This window comes from Calditrichota bacterium (assembly GCA_020637445.1).
Lineage (GTDB): Bacteria > Electryoneota > RPQS01 > RPQS01 > RPQS01 > JABWCQ01.
Window position 1 is genome coordinate 183636 of record JACJVZ010000003.1, and the last position, 18744, is coordinate 202379.

The 18744-nt window shown below is 53.3% G+C and carries 15 protein-coding genes; 5 read left to right on the plus strand and 10 right to left on the minus strand.

What is annotated here, in order from left to right:
- Window positions 1–10: 10 nt before the first annotated feature.
- The 10 genes from H6507_11655 to H6507_11700 all read right to left on the minus strand — a co-directional run bounded on the left by H6507_11655 (window position 11) and on the right by H6507_11700 (window position 9447).
- Window positions 11–1132 carry a hypothetical protein gene (locus H6507_11655; GenBank protein ID MCB9369755.1) on the minus strand — a complete coding sequence of 374 codons (1122 nt, stop codon included), beginning with the start codon at window positions 1130–1132 and terminating at the stop codon, window positions 11–13.
- 809 nt (window positions 1133–1941) lie between these two features.
- Window positions 1942–2445, minus strand: coding sequence for a chemotaxis protein CheW (locus H6507_11660; GenBank protein MCB9369756.1), 504 nt, complete (start codon window positions 2443–2445; stop codon window positions 1942–1944).
- Between the two features lie 276 nt (window positions 2446–2721).
- Window positions 2722–3513: an acyltransferase gene (locus H6507_11665; protein MCB9369757.1), complete on the minus strand. Its 792-nt coding sequence runs from the start codon at window positions 3511–3513 to the stop codon at window positions 2722–2724.
- Window positions 3514–3579: 66 nt separating this feature from the next.
- Window positions 3580–4137: a hypothetical protein gene (locus H6507_11670; GenBank protein ID MCB9369758.1), complete on the minus strand. Its 558-nt coding sequence runs from the start codon at window positions 4135–4137 to the stop codon at window positions 3580–3582.
- Window positions 4138–4191: 54 nt separating this feature from the next.
- On the minus strand, window positions 4192–5544 hold the full coding sequence (locus H6507_11675; GenBank protein MCB9369759.1) for a hypothetical protein: 1353 nt from the start codon (window positions 5542–5544) through the stop codon (window positions 4192–4194).
- A gap of 198 nt (window positions 5545–5742) precedes the next feature.
- Complete coding sequence (locus H6507_11680) at window positions 5743–6339, minus strand: TIGR04282 family arsenosugar biosynthesis glycosyltransferase (protein ID MCB9369760.1); 597 nt, start codon at window positions 6337–6339, stop codon at window positions 5743–5745.
- Window positions 6340–6379: 40 nt separating this feature from the next.
- Window positions 6380–7408: an arsenosugar biosynthesis radical SAM protein ArsS gene (gene arsS / locus H6507_11685; GenBank protein MCB9369761.1), complete on the minus strand. Its 1029-nt coding sequence runs from the start codon at window positions 7406–7408 to the stop codon at window positions 6380–6382.
- A gap of 206 nt (window positions 7409–7614) precedes the next feature.
- The gene (locus H6507_11690; protein MCB9369762.1) at window positions 7615–7947 is read right to left on the minus strand and encodes a carboxymuconolactone decarboxylase family protein; all 333 of its coding nucleotides are present in this window, start codon (window positions 7945–7947) and stop codon (window positions 7615–7617) included.
- A 35-nt stretch (window positions 7948–7982) separates the two neighbouring features.
- Window positions 7983–8705 (minus strand): DUF547 domain-containing protein, encoded by a 723-nt coding sequence (locus H6507_11695; GenBank protein MCB9369763.1) that lies wholly within the window; start codon window positions 8703–8705, stop codon window positions 7983–7985.
- Complete coding sequence (locus tag H6507_11700; protein MCB9369764.1) at window positions 8698–9447, minus strand: TIGR04283 family arsenosugar biosynthesis glycosyltransferase; 750 nt, start codon at window positions 9445–9447, stop codon at window positions 8698–8700. The genes H6507_11695 and H6507_11700 overlap by 8 nt, the downstream gene beginning before the upstream one ends.
- A 67-nt stretch (window positions 9448–9514) precedes the next feature.
- Here H6507_11700 and H6507_11705 point away from each other — a divergent pair, with 67 nt between their 5' ends.
- The 5 genes from H6507_11705 to H6507_11725 all read left to right on the plus strand — a co-directional run bounded on the left by H6507_11705 (window position 9515) and on the right by H6507_11725 (window position 18716).
- Window positions 9515–10213, plus strand: coding sequence for a TVP38/TMEM64 family protein (locus tag H6507_11705; protein ID MCB9369765.1), 699 nt, complete (start codon window positions 9515–9517; stop codon window positions 10211–10213).
- A gap of 1 nt (window position 10214) precedes the next feature.
- Window positions 10215–11726 (plus strand): mercuric reductase, encoded by a 1512-nt coding sequence (locus tag H6507_11710; GenBank protein ID MCB9369766.1) that lies wholly within the window; start codon window positions 10215–10217, stop codon window positions 11724–11726.
- Window positions 11727–12074: 348 nt separating this feature from the next.
- A complete protein-coding gene (locus tag H6507_11715; GenBank protein ID MCB9369767.1) occupies window positions 12075–14252 on the plus strand; it encodes a T9SS type A sorting domain-containing protein in 2178 nt (725 codons plus the stop codon).
- A gap of 292 nt (window positions 14253–14544) precedes the next feature.
- Window positions 14545–16131: a tetratricopeptide repeat protein gene (locus tag H6507_11720; protein ID MCB9369768.1), complete on the plus strand. Its 1587-nt coding sequence runs from the start codon at window positions 14545–14547 to the stop codon at window positions 16129–16131.
- Window positions 16132–16412: 281 nt separating this feature from the next.
- Window positions 16413–18716 (plus strand): lamin tail domain-containing protein, encoded by a 2304-nt coding sequence (locus tag H6507_11725; GenBank protein MCB9369769.1) that lies wholly within the window; start codon window positions 16413–16415, stop codon window positions 18714–18716.
- Window positions 18717–18744 lie beyond the last annotated feature (28 nt).

The window sequence follows — 18744 nt, forward strand, 5'->3', positions numbered from 1 at the left end:
CCTGATGGACTTAGAACCCGTCCAGCCCATCGTCAAACGGGAAGTCCTTTTCAGTTTCGTACGAAGACGGCTCATTGTGCTTCTTTGCACCTATCGACATGCGTCCGGCAGTTGAGAAACGTGAAGTACTTCTTGAACGATATTTGCCGAACTCATTCGCGGGACTATTTGTGTCAATCCCATTGATCAGCGACAACAGTTGTTTGATTGTTCCGCTCAATGCTTCGGCCTGACCTGACAGTTGTTCCGCGGCGGCGGCACCTTCTTCCGCAGCGGCAGCATTTGACTGGGTGACCTTGTCCATTTGCGCGATAGCTTGGTTCACTTGCCCAATACCTTGAGCTTGCTCTCCTGAGGCCGCAGCGATTTCTTCGATCAAACTTGAAACTTTATTGGCCGAAGTCGTTACGCCACCGAGCGCAGTTTTTAATCCGCTGACGACTTCCACCCCCCCATCCACACGGCCAAGCGTATCTTCGATAAGCGAGCTGGTGTTCTTTGCAGCTTCGGCCGACCGCATGGCCAGATTACGCACTTCTTCTGCGACGACGGCGAAGCCCTTCCCCGCTTCGCCGGCACGGGCAGCCTCCACAGCGGCGTTCAGAGCCAATAGATTTGTCTGGAAGGCAATTTCGTCAATGGTCTTAATAATTTTTGAAGTTTGATCGCTGGCAGATTTGATTGAGGACATCGCCGTCTCCATGTCGGCAGCGCTCTTGTCCGCCGTCTGCACAGTGCGATTGGTTTCGCCGACCAATGAAGTCGCGGTGCGGGAGTTGTCCGCATTTTGCTGAGTCATCGCGGCCATTTCTTCAAGGCTCGAGCTGATTTCTTCGATGGAGGATGCTTGTTCACTGGCACCTTGGGCCAGGCTTTGACTGGTACCGGAAACTTGTCCGGCGGCACCGGCGACTTGATCCGATCCGGACAAGAGCGAATCGACGATGCGGGCGATAGGCTTGTTCACCCCGTTTTGAATGGCAAACCAGAGCAAAATTGAGTAGATGATCAATCCGAGCACTACAATGAGTCCGCCTTTTTCTAAAGATGCCCGCAGAGCAGCATCGGCATTGTCGAGCGACTGGACGACTTCAAACGCGCCGTGGACTTCGCCGACTTTCCAGTTTTCCATACGCGCACCGGTCGGGTCCTGCCCGGACGAGTTGCCCCAATATTCGACCGACTTCGCGGGATCGCCGTGGCAATACATGCAAGTGGCTGTGAGTTTGATCGGGCGGAAATAGCGGACAGCATTCAGTTTGTCATCAATGACGAAGTGTTCGTCGATTGAACCTGATTCGAGCAGTTTCAGGACATCCGCTTCGACGGCATCCGGTGTGTTTTGGGGATTTCGCGGCTGGTTTTTGGGAACGCGAAATTGGTAGCCGGCTTCTTCGGCTTTTCGCATCGCAGATTTCCAAGCGGTAACGACAGGAACCGCAGCGACCACCCGGTCAAGTTCGCCGTGGTCCGCCCAATTGCGAAGTTGATTGATCGTGAAGACACCCGAGTCCCAGTATTCTTCCATACCTTGGCGAGTGGATTCCGTGGCGAGACAGACTGAGCGCGCTTTCTCAACGATAGCTTGAACGGATTGCTGACGTTGGTGTGAAGCGTAGGCGAAGAACAGGCCGAACATCAAGAGAGTCGGCAGGGCAACGCCCATAACGATAATTTTGGTACGGAGAGACCAGCGATTGAAAGACATGACTGTTCCCGTCATTAGTGTACGTGGATTGGGTACACGAAAGGTGACTCGCGGGCCGTGCCGCCCGCCGACGAGATGTCATCAGGAAATCGCCGCATAATATGCAGCGACAAGGGGATTAAACTCCGCTCGTCTCTGTCGGGACGTGTTGGAAGCAAGGCTTCCGCGGAGTACCGCACACAGGCGGCGAAACTCTCCCGGGCTGCCCGCAAGCAGCCCGGGCAGAGAGAATCTTAGGCTTCGGTTTCCATGGTTTGCGCAACGTGTGCGCCGTCACTTTCGGGAGACAGAACTTCGTCGATATTCAGCAGGATATTGACACGACCCTTGGCCTTGCCCATGCCGAGAATGAACGAGTTGTCGACCGAAGCATTGATGCTGGGTGCGTCTTCGATTTCATTAGACGCAATGTCCAGCACTTCTGAAACTTTGTCGACCTGAAGTCCCATGAGATGGCCGGTGACGTCCACGACAATGATGCACGTTTCGGGAGTTTGCTCGGTGGCGGACATGTCAAACTTAAGGCGAAGATCGATGACGGGAATGACTTTGCCTCGCAGGTTGATCACGCCGCGAACATGTGCAGGCATGCGGGGGACCTGAGTGATGTCCATCATGCCAATAATTTCACGGACTTTTAGGATTTCGATGCCGTATGCTTCATCGGCAAGCTCGAAAGTCAGGTATTTGCCAGCGCGCACGTCCGTGGCAAAGGCTGCATCTTGTACGCTCACGATGCTTTCTCCAAATCAGGATTACAAGTTGATTTGCTGCATAATACAAGCAAAGCAAATGCCTATCCGAAACCCGAAGTTTTACTTCAAAAAGATTTTGCATTTCTGCGATAGGGATTGCGCAGCAAAACTCTTAACCGTTTGATTTTCCTGAGTTCCAATCCGCGCAAGAACTCGACGAAGAATAGGCAAAAATTGGAGAAATTTCTCGATTTTTTTCAATTAGGCAAGAAAAACCCGGCTTGCGCCGGGTTTTTTCAACGTTCTTGGTTTGTTCGCCTACTGCATCTGGTAGAATTCGGTGCGGCGCGTGGCGAGTGTATCGTTGTACGGATTGATAGTTTTGCTATCCGCGAGTTTTGGGTCGATTTCAACGGTCAGAACATCAGCCGAGCTGATAGAACCTGAGGCGAGATGTTCTCCTTGTGTTCCCATGATGACACTTCTTCCGGTGAACGAGACAGACCTGCCGTCGCGATCTTCCGTGCCAATACGATTTGCAGTCGCTGCGAACACCGTGTTTTCAAGACAGCGTGTAACCATGGCCGCCTGACAGAAAGGCAACACGAGATTGGAAGGATGCGCCACGATTTGGGCACCGCGCAAGGTTAGCGTGCGCATGACTTCGGGGAAACGCCAGTCAAAGCAGATCATAACTCCGACTCGGGCAATGCCGATGTCGTAGACATTGAACGGAATGTCGCCCGGATCGAATCGTTCGGTTTCTCTGTCGAACAAGTGGACTTTTCGATAGCGGCCGATTTCACCGTGCGGTCCCATGAAGACAGATGAATTGTAAACTTGCTTGCCTTCCCTTTCAATCAGTCCGATGACCATGTAGCAGTTGCGGTCGCTGCACAGCCCTCTAATCCATTTAGATGTCGGACCGTCGGGAATTTCTTCGGACAGCTCCAAACTCTCGGCGCGTCCGCGCACTTCGTAGCCGGTCAACGCGAGTTCCGGCAACACCCAGAGGTCCGCTTCCCGTTCTCCCAGCAGTTCTTCGATTTGTTTTTGGTTTTTTTTGATTTCCCCGAAGATGGGGTCAGTTTGCACGATGCCCAGAATCATTGTTGTTCGTTTCGGTGCAGATAGTGTGTTTAGCCCGGCGGAAAACAGCCGGATAGTTGAAAGTAATTATCCTCTGGCGGAGCTTGCCGCTTCCGCAATATATTTTGAGATGTCGCGTGGAGATTTGAGCGACCATGTTTTGCGTCCGGCTTCGCTCAGTTTGACGCCTTCGACGGAGCCGCTCGGATCTGAGATAGTTGGAGCTTTCAGAATGAGAAGTTCGCCCGGAAGCAGCGCAACCGTGTCGCTGATACCACCTGCATAGGGCACCGTCTTGCGCACCCATGCTTTCGCATCGACTTCGTAACGACCCGGGGGAATATTCAGAACCGTCACAGAATGCGAGGAAGCGAGCGGAATGCGCGGCAGCCAATCGGTGTCATGGTCGCCCTTCAGAGTCACCATGGACAGCCACTCGCCGCCTTCGGGAACTTCGGGAAACGCGACGACCAACGCGGCACGTCCTTGCTCCAGAAGCACTCCATTGGCATCCAGTCTCGGCACGGCTTCCGGGGATTTGCTTTCCTGCGTGGTACTTGTTTCGGTTGTCGCCGGAGTTTCGGTCTTTGACTTACTGCAGCCGATGACGAGCACAAAGCTCATCAGAATTAGAAGTGTTCTCATTGCCCAACTTATGTTATGCCAGATTTTCTTGCTTTTTTGCCGATGCGCGGCAACTCAGTATGTTCGCGGGTATCCGTAGAGCTGCATCTGGTGACTCGTGCGCGGGAGATATGACCTTGACGTGGACGAAATTCGCGAGCCGCTGATTAGGTAGGTAACTTGCAAACTTGCCCAGTAGCTGGAGTTGTGGCGTTTGTAGTGCGGTTGTTCCAAGTTTGGAACGTAGTTCCACGCGAGATCCTGCGATTGTTGAATCGACGCGGTGATACTCAAAGACTGTTCGATGTAGTAGGCAACGTCAAAACGATGCTCGACGCCCCAGCTCTGCCCGTTGTCCATGTTTCTGTCTTTGGGATCGTGAATAAACCGGTTATGTATGAGGGTGTATCCAATGATCCAGCGGTCATGCACGGCGTATGCACCTGACAAGAGCGTCGTCCAGAAAAAGCCGTCGTCGGCCGGACCAATCGGTTTTTCAAACCGTGAGTCTCCGGTAAACTGGACGTTCCACGAGAGCGGGATGTTCACTTCAAGTCTCGGCCCGAACAACATATATTCTCCGTGGTAAACGGAGTGATCAGAAATCTCACTGTGTTCCACGTACGTGGTGTCGGCAAGATAGTCGAATCTCGTGTAGATTGTGGTGTTTCGCTCAATATAGTTCTGATGCCAACCGTAGAGGAGCATCGAAAAGCGAACGCCTGACCAACGGGAGATAGAGTATGGCGCGATGTATTCATTGATCCGTTCAATTGCGAACGCGTCGAGATCGCCGATGAGGGCAGGATCTTTCTTAAGAACGGATTCAACTTCCCGCCAGAAATACTTGTCGTCCCGCTCGTAGCGCCGTTGGAATTCTCGTTCCCGATACATCAACTCGGCGACTTCGCGCAACGTTTCATCAGACAGATTGCCGTTGATTCTCCCGAGCTCTCGCAAGCGAATCTCGAGAACGTGCGCGCGGTAAATTCCACTGGCATCCCTCACGCGTCCCCAGCCCAACCCAAGTTCTCCGCTCAGATCATAGCGCATGTTGGCTTCGCGGCCATCGGTTATCTGCTGGTTAGCCCATTCAGGATAGCCCACCTTCGATTCGTCATGATACCAATACTGGTAGACTCCAGCACTCAGCAAGCCGGTCCCAATCAGTCCTATCGGCCGTTCAGTGGGATAATAGGCTCCGGATAAGTTTGCATCGTACGACTCTTGAGCCCTGCGATCGAGATCAGAAGACACTTGATGATAATAGTCGCTTCGAGTGCGCGTTTTATTGTCAAAGAAATTTCCCGTTCCCCGAACTCTGGCGGCGGCCTCCAAACCTAAATTCTCACTGTCAAAGAGCCAGTATCCCGTAAGTCCGCCTGACACTTCCGACCAAGAGACTCGGCTGCTTGACTGGTCATCCACACCGCGGTTTCGCTCAACCACCCTTCGGAAGAGAGGGTCAGTTGTTTAGCTGTGTGCGTCGGTATCCGAAAATCGGAAAGTTCGTACGCGATCGAGGCGGAAAAGAACAGAGCCGAGCCGATTAGAATCAAGAATAGTCGCATGATTACCCAGACCTTTCATAAGTGAGTTCGTTTTCAAGGCAATCTATTTAGAAAACTAACCTACATATTCTTCCCAGTCTTCAAGAGTATCAATATCGCAAAGTTCGGGCAACAGGCCGTGGGGGATGCCGGATTCAGTCAGTCGGGCGACAGATTGGGCGAGCAGCTCGTCTCCGCTCCACGGAAGGTTACCGAAAAGTTCGGGAATTACGCGGGTCATTCCCAGTAGGTAGTACCCTCCGTCGCGGGCTTTGCCAAAGACAACGGGGAATTCATCCAAGATACGAATTGCCTGCGAAATATGCTCGGGAGTCAGACTTGGACAGTCGCTGCCGATGAGGATCACTTTTTGGGCACCGCCCTCAAAGCCGCGGATTGCCGCGACGCACATCCTTTGACCCAAGTCACCGGGGGCCTGCAGCGAATAAAAGGGGCGCATACCGAAAAATTGCTGTCCTTTGATGAAGTCAAAGGGCTCAGCAAGAGTGACTTCCACTTCGATGGATTCGTCGAGGGAATCGAGCAGTTTCCGGCACTGCTTGACCAGTTGGACGTATATTTCGTAGGCGCGTGCAGCTCCGGCGGTCTCAGCGATCCGCGATTTGACTTTGCCGATCTCGGGCATGCGCGCGAGGCAGATGAGAGTGTTCATGCAATATTTCCCCGCGACAGGACGGGGGACTAAGCGGGGGTTAGGCCACGGTTCCGCCGCAAGATGAACCCGCGCCGGCCGTGCAGCCGTAGCAATGATTTCGTGTGACGATTTCGCGTGTGTTGAGCGACGGATGCCATTGGGAGATGTGTTTCGGCATACCGTGGTCGACCTTCAAGTCGAGCATTTGATTAAAGTCGCAATCATAGAGAAAGCCCTGCCAATCCACGGAAATCAGAGAGCGGCACATGACGCCGCGCGCGGCGGCGGGATTGAACGCGTTCACTAAAGCAGTCATGTAGTCTTCATAGTTGCCGCTGGTCACCAAAAAATCGAGGAAGCGTCCGATGGGCATATTGGTTATGCAATAGAGATCATTGAAGACGACGCCGTACTCTTGTTTCAGGACGCGCGCGTATTTGTCGCGCATGGCCGATTGGTTGGGAGCCATAAACGCGCCGGCAGGATTATAAACGAGATGGAGCCGCAAGCTCTCATTCGTGCCGTAGCCGAACGCATTCAGCAACCGCAGAGCTTCAATGGATTTTTCAAAGACGCCTTCGCCGCGCTGCGCGTCCGTTTGCTTGGCTTGGAAGTACGGCAGTGAGGCGATAATTTCGACTTGATGATTGGCCAGAAACTCCGCCAACTTTTCGTGCGGACGTGTCAGCAAGATCGTCAAATTGCAGCGATCCATGACGTGCAAACCGCGCCGTCTGCACTCTTCGACGAACCAGTAGAAATCCGGATTTAGCTCGGGAGCACCGCCGGTGATATCGACGGTGTGGATATCAGAGTCGTCGAGCACGCGCAAGCAGTGCTCAAAGATTTCGCGCGGCATAATTTCTTTGCGGTCGGGACCTGCATCAACGTGGCAATGTCCGCAAGTTTGATTGCAGAGTCTGCCGACATTGACTTGCAGAGTCTCGATTCCAGTGGCGCGCAAGGGAAACTGCTCCGCTTTGTCCAGCTTGTCGTCGAAGCGCACCCACGAGACATTTTCTTCGAGGATACGCAGTTGCTCCGTCGTATCAGCCAGCGGATTTTTCACCGCCAGCAGCGATTTTATGGTCACGATTTATCTCCTCTTTGGCGCGAGAAGATTGGACAGATTGAAAGGATAGGGGACAAAGGACGAGAAGGACTGCTTTCAGATTTCCTATTTCCTAATTCCCATTGTGCAGAGCGACGGCCGGAGGCCGACGGTAGTAGGAATTCTACGAGTGCTTCCCTACGATGTTGCGCATATTCGCGACGTGGACGGTCGTAGGAATTCTACATGGAAACTTTGTCAACGATGTTGCGCATTTGCACGCCGTGGACTAACGAGGCACCGCCGCGGATTGCGGCCGCGACGTGGACGGCTTCGGTCATCTCTTCTTCGGAGCAGCCTTGCTGCAAGGATTCAGTGGAATAGGCGTCGATGCAGTAGGGACATTGCACGGCATGAGCGACGGCGAGCGCGATCAGCGATTTTTCACGCGCCGACAACGCACCGTCGGCGAACACCGCACCGTACCAATCGAAAAACTTCTTCGCGAGTTCCTTGTTGCCCTTGGCGATGTCACCGAATTTTGCCAAATCGGGGGCGTTGTAATAGTGGTTCATGGTCTCTCTCAATTGTTTGCGGCGCGAAGAACGATTTATTGTTTGTTCAAACTCCAATCGTATTCCGTGTAACGAATCGGCGTTTTGTTGTTGACGTCGGGATAGTAGATCTGAAACAGCGTTCGAATACCTTCCTCGTTGTCGAAGTCCTCGCGGAACCATTTGAAGATCGGCGAAACGTACAGGACTCCGTCTTCGAAGCGGTTGACTTCAGGACGTTCGCTGAGGAAAGACTTCTCTTGTTCGGCAAGTTGGTCAAAAAGTTTGGAGTCGACGTAGGCGTCGGAACGGAGAATGGGACAGCTTTTTGACGCGCAGACGATTGCAAAGTGAATTCTCGGCTCTTTGAAATCAGCACGCAGAATATCATGTTCGACCATTCCGAGGGAGACGTTGTGGTCAAAGAGTCTGAAGAATTTCTGGTTCCATGGACTGGAAAAAAGTCCGCCGATGTCCTGAATGGTTTCGAGCGGCCAGTGATTCAGGATCAACTGCATCGCGGCGGCATTGTAGAGATTGATCAGGAAGGCGAGCTTTTCTCTCTGAGTGAACGCTTGATAGCGTTCGAAGGGAACGTCGGCGTAGGATGCGACGAACGCGTCGAGGTCCTCCCTGTCTTGCAGCAGTCCTTCGTAGTCGACCTTTCCGTTCTTGACGAATCTGTCGAGCACGGACTGGTATTGCACATACGTGTGGTCAAATGCAAACGAAGGGAGCGCACAAATCAGAACGGCAAGACACAGAATAAGTTTACGCATCGACGTTCCCACCCTGCTCATCCAAGCGGCGAAATTTCTTTTGAATCTCTTCGGCCGATTTGCCTCTATAGTGCCACCAGAGCGTGTTAAAATTCATCGCCATTGCTTTCATTTTACCGAATTTTTCGTAGCGGCGCGCCGACGTCGTGAGAGCATCCTTGAGCAGAACGGTTTTTCCTTTTTGGGCGAGGAGTTTTTGGAAGGCGAAATCTTCCATGACCGGCCAGTCGGGAAAACCACCGAGTTCTTGGAAGACAGATTTGCGAACAAAAAGACCCTGGTCACCCCAGGGCATCGAAAATAGTCTCGACCTGACATTGGCTCCGAATGAAATGGCGCGCATTCCGAGCGAAGAGCGGTCAAACTTCAGACGAAATGCGCCGCCCAAAAGTTCCGGACGGTTGTGGAGAACCTCAAGGATTTGCGCAATTGCCCGTTTCGGAGGCTCAGAGTCGGCATGCAAAAACCAGAGAACGTCGCCGCTGGCGACCTTCGCCCCTTGATTGAGCTGAAACCCTCGTCCCGGCGCAGCGGTTAGAACTTGGTTGGCCCAGATAGTGGCTTTGTCCACAGTGTGGTCAAGACTTCCACCATCGACGACGATGACTTCTGGTCGCGGAGCTTCTAAAGCGAGCATTTCCAAGAGAATAGGAAGCCGCTGTTCTTCGTTCAACGTGGGGATAATCACGCTGACAGAAGACTCTATCGGGCGGGCAGCGGGGATCAGTCTTGCGGGCGGCATTCGGGTTCGCTATCTTTCATAATTAGGCAATATAGCCAAAGACAAACGAAACCTCAATTGGAGACCTATGCACTCGAACACGCGAAAGACCTGGGGAAAGTGGTTCATCGCGCTGTTGGGAGTCGGCGGGCTGGTTTATGTTCTTTTACGATTTCCGATCGGAGACTGGCTCAGGTCACAACTCGTTGAAATAAAAGAGCTTGGATTTAGCGGGTACGTGTGGTTTGTCGTTCTGTATGTCGTTGCAACCGTGGCGAACTTTCCAGCCTCTGTATTAACATTGGGAGCCGGGGCTGTATTTGGGATTTTAACTGGATCTGTTTTGGTTGTGATTGGTGCGACACTGGGGGCGACAGCGGCGTTCTTGGTGGGAAGGTATTTAGCGCGCGGAGCCGTGGCGAAGAAAGTCGAAACTAATCCACGTTTTCGTGCCGTGGATGAAGCCGTGGGCCGGGAAGGATTCAAGATTGTGTTGATGACGAGACTTTCCCCTGTATTTCCGTTCGTGCTTTTGAACTATGCTTACGGGATCACAAAGGTCAGGCTGCGGGATTATTTTTGGGCATCGCTGATTGGGATGATTCCCGGAACGGTTTTATATGTTTATCTTGGTGCCTTGGCCGCGTCGGTGGCAACAGGAGAGTTGCCGGAAAGTCCGGCTCGCAGAGTGTTTACTGTTTTGGGTTTGGTGGTTACGATAGTGGTGACCGTTTACGTGACGAAAATTGCGCGCAGAGCTTTGCGCGACGTGGAAGGAGCGGCATAAGATGAGTTTCCCCGCACATAAGTTGGTGTGGCCGGAAGATACCTATAATCTCGAGCTACTCTCGCATGTTCATCCGGCGGAGTATGTCAATCCGAAACCTGAGGGCCGCTACAACTTGGTGGTAATTGGTGGAGGAACGGCGGGATTGGTGACGGCGGTCGGCGCAGCGGGACTGGGAGCCAAGGTCGCGCTTGTCGAACGGCATTTGCTGGGAGGAGATTGTCTTAATGTGGGATGCGTTCCATCCAAGGCTTTGATTCGCGCGGCGCGAGCGGCACACGAGATCAGACGCGCGGCAGAGTTTGGGCTTAAGGTACCGTCTTACGAAGTTGAATTTGCGGCAGTGATGGAGCGCGTGCGGAAACTTCGCGCGAGAATAGCTCCGGTGGACGGCATCGAATCCCTCAAGGCAAAAGGTGTGGACGTCTATATTGGCGACGGGAAATTTGTCGACTCGTCGACCATTGAAGTCGGCGACCGCAAATTGAATTTTGCGCGAGCGGTAATCGCCAGCGGCGCGCGCGCGGCGCGGCCGAAGATTCCGGGGATCGAAGAGGTCGACCCACTCACGAACGAGAATTTGTTTTGGCTGACTGAATTGCCAAAACGACTCGCAGTAGTCGGCTCGGGTCCGATCGGCGCGGAGATGGCACAGGCATTTGCGCGACTGGGAAGTCAGGTGACTATTTACGACCTCAACAGCCGTTTCATGCACCATGAAGATCCGGACGCAAGCGAAATCGTCCGCAAATCAATGGAACGTGACGGTGTCCGATTCCGGCTCGGTGTGCAGAAGATGACGTTCGCCAAGCGCGACGGGAACAAGGTGGTCTCATGCGAGATGGAAGGGAAATCACTGGAAGACTATTTTGATCACATTCTGATTGGAGTAGGCCGCGCACCGAATGTCGAAGGGATGAATCTTGACAAAGTTGGAGTGGAACACGACCGCGAGGGAATTCACGTCAACGAGATGCTGCGCACAACCAACCGCAAGATTCTCGCATGCGGCGACGTGGCCTCGAAATACAAGTTTACACATGCGGCGGACGCGTTGGCGAGACTTGTGATCGGCAACGCTTTGTTTTTCAGCAATGCAAAAGCCTCGGATTTGAATATTCCGTGGGCCACGTACACGGATCCGGAAGTGGCTCACGTCGGAGTTTATGAGACGTCGGAGGAAGCGAACAAGTTCAATACGATCAAGTTCGAGTTGGTACATCAAGACCGCGCGATTTTGGACGGCGCGGACGAAGGATTTATTAAAGTCACGCACGACAAGCGCGGCAACATCAAAGGCGCAACGATTGTATCGGAGCACGCAGGCGAACTGATCGGCGAAATCGTCGTGGCCATGAACGGCGAAGTGAACTTGAGCAAGATCGCCAATTCGATTCATCCCTATCCGACACAATCGGAGATGATCAAGAAGTGCGGAGACCTGTATCGCAAGACGTTGTTGACGCCGTCGGTGGCAAAAACATTAAATAGGATATTAAAGTGGAGAAGATAGCCTCCGTGCGTTGCGAAGCGCTGACGGTGTGATACGGAGGATGGCCGCGATTCCTTGCCAATGCAGATTGTAAATATGTCACACACAGCCATTCAAAATCGAACAAAGAGTTGAAGTTTCCTATCTCTCGTTTTACATTGATGACCAGCACATAGTTTAGACGTGGCAACTGCGGGCCGACTCGGACATCTGAGTCTTGCCTGCCAGAAACTTGCCGACCTGAGTCAGACGCGCATATTGCCACCGGTCCCCAGAGGAGGAGACCGGTGGTTTTGTTTTCGGAAGGCGCACGCTGTCCGAAACGAAAGAGAGATTCGACAAAATACATAGTTGTCGAAAGGAGACGTGATGAAAAAACTCTATTTTTTTGTGTTGAGCTTAATTCTCGTTACTGCTTTTGTCTCGCAGGCTGAAGCTCACTGGGTAACCAAGAACGGATATGAAGACTACGCGCATCACGCGGCCGGAGTGCCGCCGGTGCCGACTTACACCGACGGAATGCCGGATTTCGACCAAAAGCAAGACGCATGGATGAACAGTTTCAACCAATGGAATTGGTGCGGACCGGTCGCAGTCGGAAATTGTCTGTGGTGGTTTGACTCGAAGTTCGAGATGATCAAAGGCAAATCTCTTCCTCCGGGAAGTATCGTTCGTCCGCCAACGGTCAGCGACCACTACAGTCTGGTGCACATGCTCGTCGCGGGTGCTGACGATCATGATCCGCAAAACGTGATTCCTTATATTACGCTGGTCGGGAATCAAGTGCCGGGCGGAATCGGCGCGGCTGGGATCACGCCGCCGCAAATGAAACAAATGATTGAAAACTACCTTGCTTTGCCGCAAGTCAGTCTCTACGGCCACTACACGGTAAGAATTATTTGGCAACCGACGTTTGAGCAGATCTATGAGGAAGTTGAGCAGAGTCAAGACGTGATTGTGCTGCTCGGATTTTGGCAACAAAATCAAGCAGGAATGTGGCAGCGATTCGGCGGGCACTATTTGACCGTGGCAGGAGTGGATTCACAGAATTCAATGCGCACGCTGTCGATGAGCGATCCCATGCGCGACGCGGCGGAGATGGGATGGCCGGGAGTGGTTTGGAATGGTTGGTTGATTCCACACATCTTTCCGCCGCCTCACGCCGCGAACATACACAATGATGCGGGGAATGTGTCGCACGACTATTACCCGATCGCGGGATCGGGTTCGCCCGGCGGAGTAATTTCGGCATCCGAATACGGCCTTGACTTCGGAATTGAGTTTTGGGAAAACTTCATCGGGCAAAACACGCCCGATCCGCTGCAGCAGTTTTCGGCGATGTACGACCCGAATCTCCCGGTACACACGGAGCTTGAAGCGATTGTCGTGATTTGCCCGAACTTCGACTACGGTGATTTGGGTCAAGACTATCCGACGATTGACATCGAGTCGTGCGGACCGGCGCATCCGTTGTCGGACAAGGCATGGCTGGGCGATTGTGTCGACGCAGAGATTCAGCCGAGAATTTTCAATTTGGACAATTGTGACGACGGAGTGAATTTCGTGAATTTGCCGTGGACTCCGGGAGACGTGGAACAGGTGGACGTCTTTGTCTCCACCGGCGCACACTACCAAGGTGAATCATTGTACTTGAACGCATGGAAAGACGGCAACATCGACGGCGATTTTGACGACATCGACATGAACGACGGGATCATGGATGACGAATGGGTTATACAGGATCAGCCGGTGGCGGCGGGCCTAAACTCGTTTGCGTTCGTGGATCCGGGTCCGGTTCAAACTGGGCACTGGGATCCGTATGATTTGGTCATGCGTTTCCGCTTGACCAGCCAGCCCGTGGGGCGCTACGGCTACGGGGGATTTTGGGCCGGTGGTGTGTCGAACGGTCTCGGGACTTACGACATTGATTGGGTTCTCGGTGAAGTGGAAGACTACGTTCTCCGCGACATGCAGCTTGCCGTCGAGCTTTTGTCCTTCGCGGCAATCGCGGGCGACCGACGAATTGATTTGGAGTGGACCACTGCCAGCGAGCAAGACGTGGACTATTTCATGCTTGAACGCTCGCCGGACTTGATCGACTGGACGGATATCGCACATGCGGCAAGTCAAGGCAACAGCGGGGCACCACAATACTATGATTATCTCGATCTGAATGTCGAAAACGGACAACAGTATGTGTACAGGCTGAGTGCATGCGACGTGAACGGAGCCATTTCACTTCTTGCGACGACGTCCGCGACACCGTGGCCGTTGGGATTGCCGCGCGAGTTCGTTCTTGAGCAAAACTATCCGAATCCGTTCAACTCGTATACTCAAATTCGCTATGCTTTGCCTGAAGATGGACATGTCAGATTGCTGGTTTACAACATGACCGGCCAGATTGTGAAAACGCTGCTTGACGCGTATGTTCATGCCGGGTACTACAACGTCTCGTTTGATGCGACCGATCTTGCGAGCGGGTTGTACTTGTACAAGCTTGAGGCCGGACCTTACACAGAGACCCGCAAGATGGTATTGATCAGATAACGTGACTGTTGGAAATGACTTGCGGATGGCGAAAGATGAAGGCTCGGCGTCGTGTCGAGCCTTCATTCTGCCGGAACGTGGTCATTGCGTGCTATGAATCACACAACGCTTGGAAGTTCCGTATTTGTTTTGTGTTCACATTGACAGATCAAGATCCCCGATTAGTATGTGCGCGCGATAGCGAGTTTTGCGCAACAATCAGCATGTGCAGCATAAAATATTCCCAAAAGGGGAAAGAAACTGAAGGAGTTGAGATCGAGTCCAAGGAGTATAAGCCGAAATGGAGGTTGTGATGCAGAAGATATTCCTTTCCATATTGCTCATCGCACTGACTCTCGGGCTGCTGTCGAGCTGTTCTACGCGGGACAAATCAAAGATCCCGATCACCACAAAGTCGTCGCAGGCGCGGGCGTTGTTTGAAGAAGGCATGGCGCTGTGCGACCGCTTCCACCATGACGAAGCCCGTCAATGTATGGAGGAAGCCATCGAGATCGATCCGGAGTTCGCTTTGGGATACCTTGGACTTGCCTGTTCGGATTTGCGGCGCGGCGCACAGTATGCTTCTCTGCAGCAGGCCGACGATCTGGCGCGCCCGATGATTCGCAAGGCTCCTCCGAGTATTTTGCTGGGCGTATCCGTGTTAGGGAATGAAGACGAGGACTTTCTCGGTCGAGCGGGACAATTGCTTGACAAAGTTTCCACGGCGGAAAGGTTGTGGATAAACGGACTGAGATTGTCCGCTGAAGGCGACAGATCGGGAGCGGTGAACAGCTTCGTTGGACTGGCGATGATGTACCCGCAGGACCCGCTTGCACACCGCTTGTTGGGCGACTGTTATTTGAGATTCGGAATGCCGGACAGTGCGATAGCCTCCTACGAGCGGGCACTGGCTATTGATTCGTCCATGGCGATCGTCTACAACATGCTGGGATACGAGTATCAAGCCGTGGGGCGCAAACAAGATGCGGAGCAGATGTTCGCAAAATACGCGGAGCTGCTTCCCGAGGAGCCGAATCCGCAGGACTCATACGCGGAGTTTCTTTTGCGCGACGGCCGCTACGAAGAATCGCTCGACCTCTATCGGAAAGCTCTCGAGTTGGATCCGGGTTTCACAAATTCGCGAGTCGGTGCGGCAACGGATCTTGCATTGATGGAGAAATACAGTGAGGCGTTGGCGGAGCTTGATCCGAAGATGGACATTGCGAGAACTGGGCAAGACCGGTTGGCGATTGAAGGAGCAAAAGCCGTAACCTATGCATACGCGCATGATTTGAAGAAGTGCCTGACGACATTCAAGAAACGCGGAGAAACAATAGACATCGAACTCGAACCGGTTGACGCGGCGTACAATTACGACATTTGCGGCGAGATTTACGCGTACGAAGGCAAGCAACGGGACGCCGAGGAGATGTTTAAGACTTCGTTGGCAATTATTCGGTCTTCCGATCTTCCGAAAGCAGTCAAGGAGCAGTACGAAATCTATCATCGTATCCGGCGCAGTATCTATATCGATTTGCCCGCCGGAGATGTGGACCGTGCCGAGCGGCAATTGCAGCAACTTGAGTACAAAACGGGTACAATGTCTGACCTCGTGACCAAGGCCGCTTTGGAATCGGCATTGCACATTCTGCGGGGGATGATTGCCTTCGACCAGAAGGATTACGAATTAGCCGCGGACGAGTTCAAGCTGACGCGCGATCCTTCCGCCGAGGTCTCGTACTATCTTGGCATGTGCTGTGAAAAATTGGGAGACACGGAAGGAGCTGCGGACTGCTACCGGAAGGCTATGGTGGTGCGAAAGCTGCTGGACCTGCCGCACGCGCTGTATTTTTCAAAGGCGGAAGCGGCCCTGGGACGCGTCGAGCCTCCGATTGCATAGCCGCGAAATCGACAAAACTTGCCTGTTGGAACTGCCCCCTGAAGACACCTATTTTCGGGGGGTTTTTCCGTTATTTTCTACGGCTGTCGTGCCTGGTGGCCTCCCAGAAACTCTTACATTGTGTGAAGCGGGTTAGAAAGCACTCAGAAGTGGCATCAATACAAGAAGTTGAATTTGATGGGTCAGCTGAGATTTGTGGCAAAATGCGGTTGTCACTCTGCGACGAGTTAACTATATTTAGCCGACTTGCTATGGTATCAATCTCGACACACGGAGGAAAGATGAGACGTTTCTTGATGATTTTGGCGGCCATGCTGATGGTCGCTTCATTGGGGTTTGCACAGGTGCCGGGCTCGGTGGTGATCACCGAAGTCATGTACGACGACACGGCCTCGACGGACGCAGAGTGGGTTGAAATTCACAACACGACGAGCGCGGCCATCGACATTTCGGGCTGGGTTCTGTTGGATGACAGCGTTTACCCCGCGGATGGCGGCGAAGGTGCAATTCAGGTACCCGATGCGACGATTCTTGGTGCGGATGAGTACGCAGTGCTCTGCCGCGTTGATCTTCCCGAAATTACGGGCGAAATTCTTTGCACTCAAATCACGAACACTTGGACGCTGGGCAATAGCGGCGACAATCTTGGCCTGTACAGTGCCGCAGACGGCGGGGTTCTGATTGACGGTTCTCTGACGGTCAGCTACCCGGACCTTGCTGGCACGAATGCCGGCAACTCGATTGAAAAGTGTGATCCGAACTCTTTGTGGACGGGCGACGCCGCGGCGTGGCACGAATCGACCAATGAGTTTGCGACGAGCGGCCGCTACCGTCATTGCACGCCGGGCTTTGCCAACAGCATGTGCGATGACACGGATCCGCCGACGATCGCGTCTTGCTTGGCACTTTCGGCTACGGAAATCGACGTGCTTTTCAGCGAAAACGTTGAAGAAGTTACCGCTGAAACCGAAGCCTATTATGTCATTACCCCGGGTGGATTTTCGCCGGACACGGTGAAGCGCGACGAAACGAACTTCTCGCTTGTGCATTTGATCTTTGCATCGCACCTGCCCAACAATTCTTACACCGTGACCGTGAACGGCGTGGAAGACATGTTCGGCAATGCCGCTGAAAACGCAGTTTGCGATTTTACGGTGAACATTTCCGTCCAGCCGTGCGACGTGGTGATCACGGAAATTATGTATGACGACACGGCTTCGACGGATGCGGAGTGGGTTGAAATTTACAACAGAACAACGCTTCCGATCGACATTTCCGGTTGGGTGCTGACCGACGATAACGTTTACCCCGGCGACGGCGGCGAAGGCGTCATCGAAGTACCGAGCGGCACGATTTTGCTCGGCCATCAATACGCCGTTCTTTGCAAGGTTGATCTGCCGGAAATCACGGGGGAGATCATCTGCACGCAGATCACCGGTTCGTGGGGATTGGGCAACAGCGGCGACAACCTCGCTCTGTTCACGGCGGCGGTCGACGGCCAGTTGGTGGACGGTTCTTTAACTGAGTTCTATCCTGACCTGTCTTCGAGCAATCAGGGCAACTCGATTGAAAAGTGTGATCAATCGTCTTGCTGGTCAAGCGATCCTGCGGACTGGACCGAATGTTTGATTGAGTTTGCGACGGTAGGTCAGTATCGTCACTGCACGCCGAATATGACACCGGGTTTCTGCTGTAACGATCCGGCGACGACTTCTATTGCAGTTGAAGTTGCAGGACCGCCGACGTGGTCTTACTTGGTTCGTTTGCACAGCGGCTGCATCAGCCAAGTTGCATTTACGAATTTCTGCGCAGGTACGTTCGGTTCGGTGTCCGATAGAGCGTTGGCCCTCGGCTGGTCAGTGCTTCCGGACGGTGACGGCAACGACGGCGACTCGATTATTTTTGTCGGCCCGGGTACTCCGCTCGATGCTCCCGACTCTTTGACGGGAATTAATCTGCACCACCCGTCCTGCGCGGCACTGGTAAATTGGAGCGCTGGCGAAAACTCCGGCACAATCGACGGTCCTCTGCCGGTTGAGTTTGGGTCGTTCAGCGCAGTGGCCGGAAACGGCGAAGTTGCGCTGTCGTGGAACACGGCTTCGGAAGAAGATATGGACAAGTTCGAAATTCGCCGCGACGGCCAGATGATTGCAAACATCACCGCGACGAACAACGCTTCGGGTTCGACCTACAACTTCACGGACAACACGGTGACGAACGACGTGACCTATTCCTACGAACTGACGGGTGTTTCGCTGAACGGCGAGCGCGAAGTATTGGCGACGGCTTCGGCCACGCCGAGCAGCGGCGCATCGGTGGTGAGCGAATTTGCTCTGTATCAGAACTTCCCGAATCCGTTCAACCCGGAAACGTCGATCCGTTTCGACTTGGCCGAAGCCTCGAACGTGACTTTGACGATTTTCAACATCGCAGGTCAGGAAGTTGCGACCTTGGTGAACGGCAACATGAACGCGGGCGCGCACACCGTCAGCTTTGACGGCGCGAACCTGACGTCTGGTGTGTATCTCTACCGTTTGACGGCGGGCGAGTTCACGTCGACGATGAAGATGATGCTTCTAAAATAGCCGGCGTAGACGCTGGACCCGGTGACGC

Excerpts from the sequence above, each read along its gene's own strand:
- H6507_11655 (MCB9369755.1), bottom strand. The coding sequence starts at position 1,132 with ATGGAAAACTGGAAAGTCGGCGAAGTCCACGGCGCGTTTGAAGTCGTC.
- H6507_11665 (MCB9369757.1), bottom strand. The coding sequence starts at position 3,513 with ATGATTCTGGGCATCGTGCAAACTGACCCCATCTTCGGGGAAATCAAA.
- H6507_11670 (MCB9369758.1), bottom strand. The coding sequence starts at position 4,137 with ATGAGAACACTTCTAATTCTGATGAGCTTTGTGCTCGTCATCGGCTGC.
- H6507_11680 (MCB9369760.1), bottom strand. The coding sequence starts at position 6,339 with ATGAACACTCTCATCTGCCTCGCGCGCATGCCCGAGATCGGCAAAGTC.
- H6507_11690 (MCB9369762.1), bottom strand. The coding sequence starts at position 7,947 with ATGAACCACTATTACAACGCCCCCGATTTGGCAAAATTCGGTGACATC.
- H6507_11695 (MCB9369763.1), bottom strand. The coding sequence starts at position 8,705 with ATGCGTAAACTTATTCTGTGTCTTGCCGTTCTGATTTGTGCGCTCCCT.
- H6507_11700 (MCB9369764.1), bottom strand. The coding sequence starts at position 9,447 with ATGCCGCCCGCAAGACTGATCCCCGCTGCCCGCCCGATAGAGTCTTCT.
- H6507_11705 (MCB9369765.1), top strand. The coding sequence starts at position 9,515 with ATGCACTCGAACACGCGAAAGACCTGGGGAAAGTGGTTCATCGCGCTG.
- H6507_11710 (MCB9369766.1), top strand. The coding sequence starts at position 10,215 with ATGAGTTTCCCCGCACATAAGTTGGTGTGGCCGGAAGATACCTATAAT.
- H6507_11715 (MCB9369767.1), top strand. The coding sequence starts at position 12,075 with ATGAAAAAACTCTATTTTTTTGTGTTGAGCTTAATTCTCGTTACTGCT.
- H6507_11720 (MCB9369768.1), top strand. The coding sequence starts at position 14,545 with ATGCAGAAGATATTCCTTTCCATATTGCTCATCGCACTGACTCTCGGG.
- H6507_11725 (MCB9369769.1), top strand. The coding sequence starts at position 16,413 with ATGAGACGTTTCTTGATGATTTTGGCGGCCATGCTGATGGTCGCTTCA.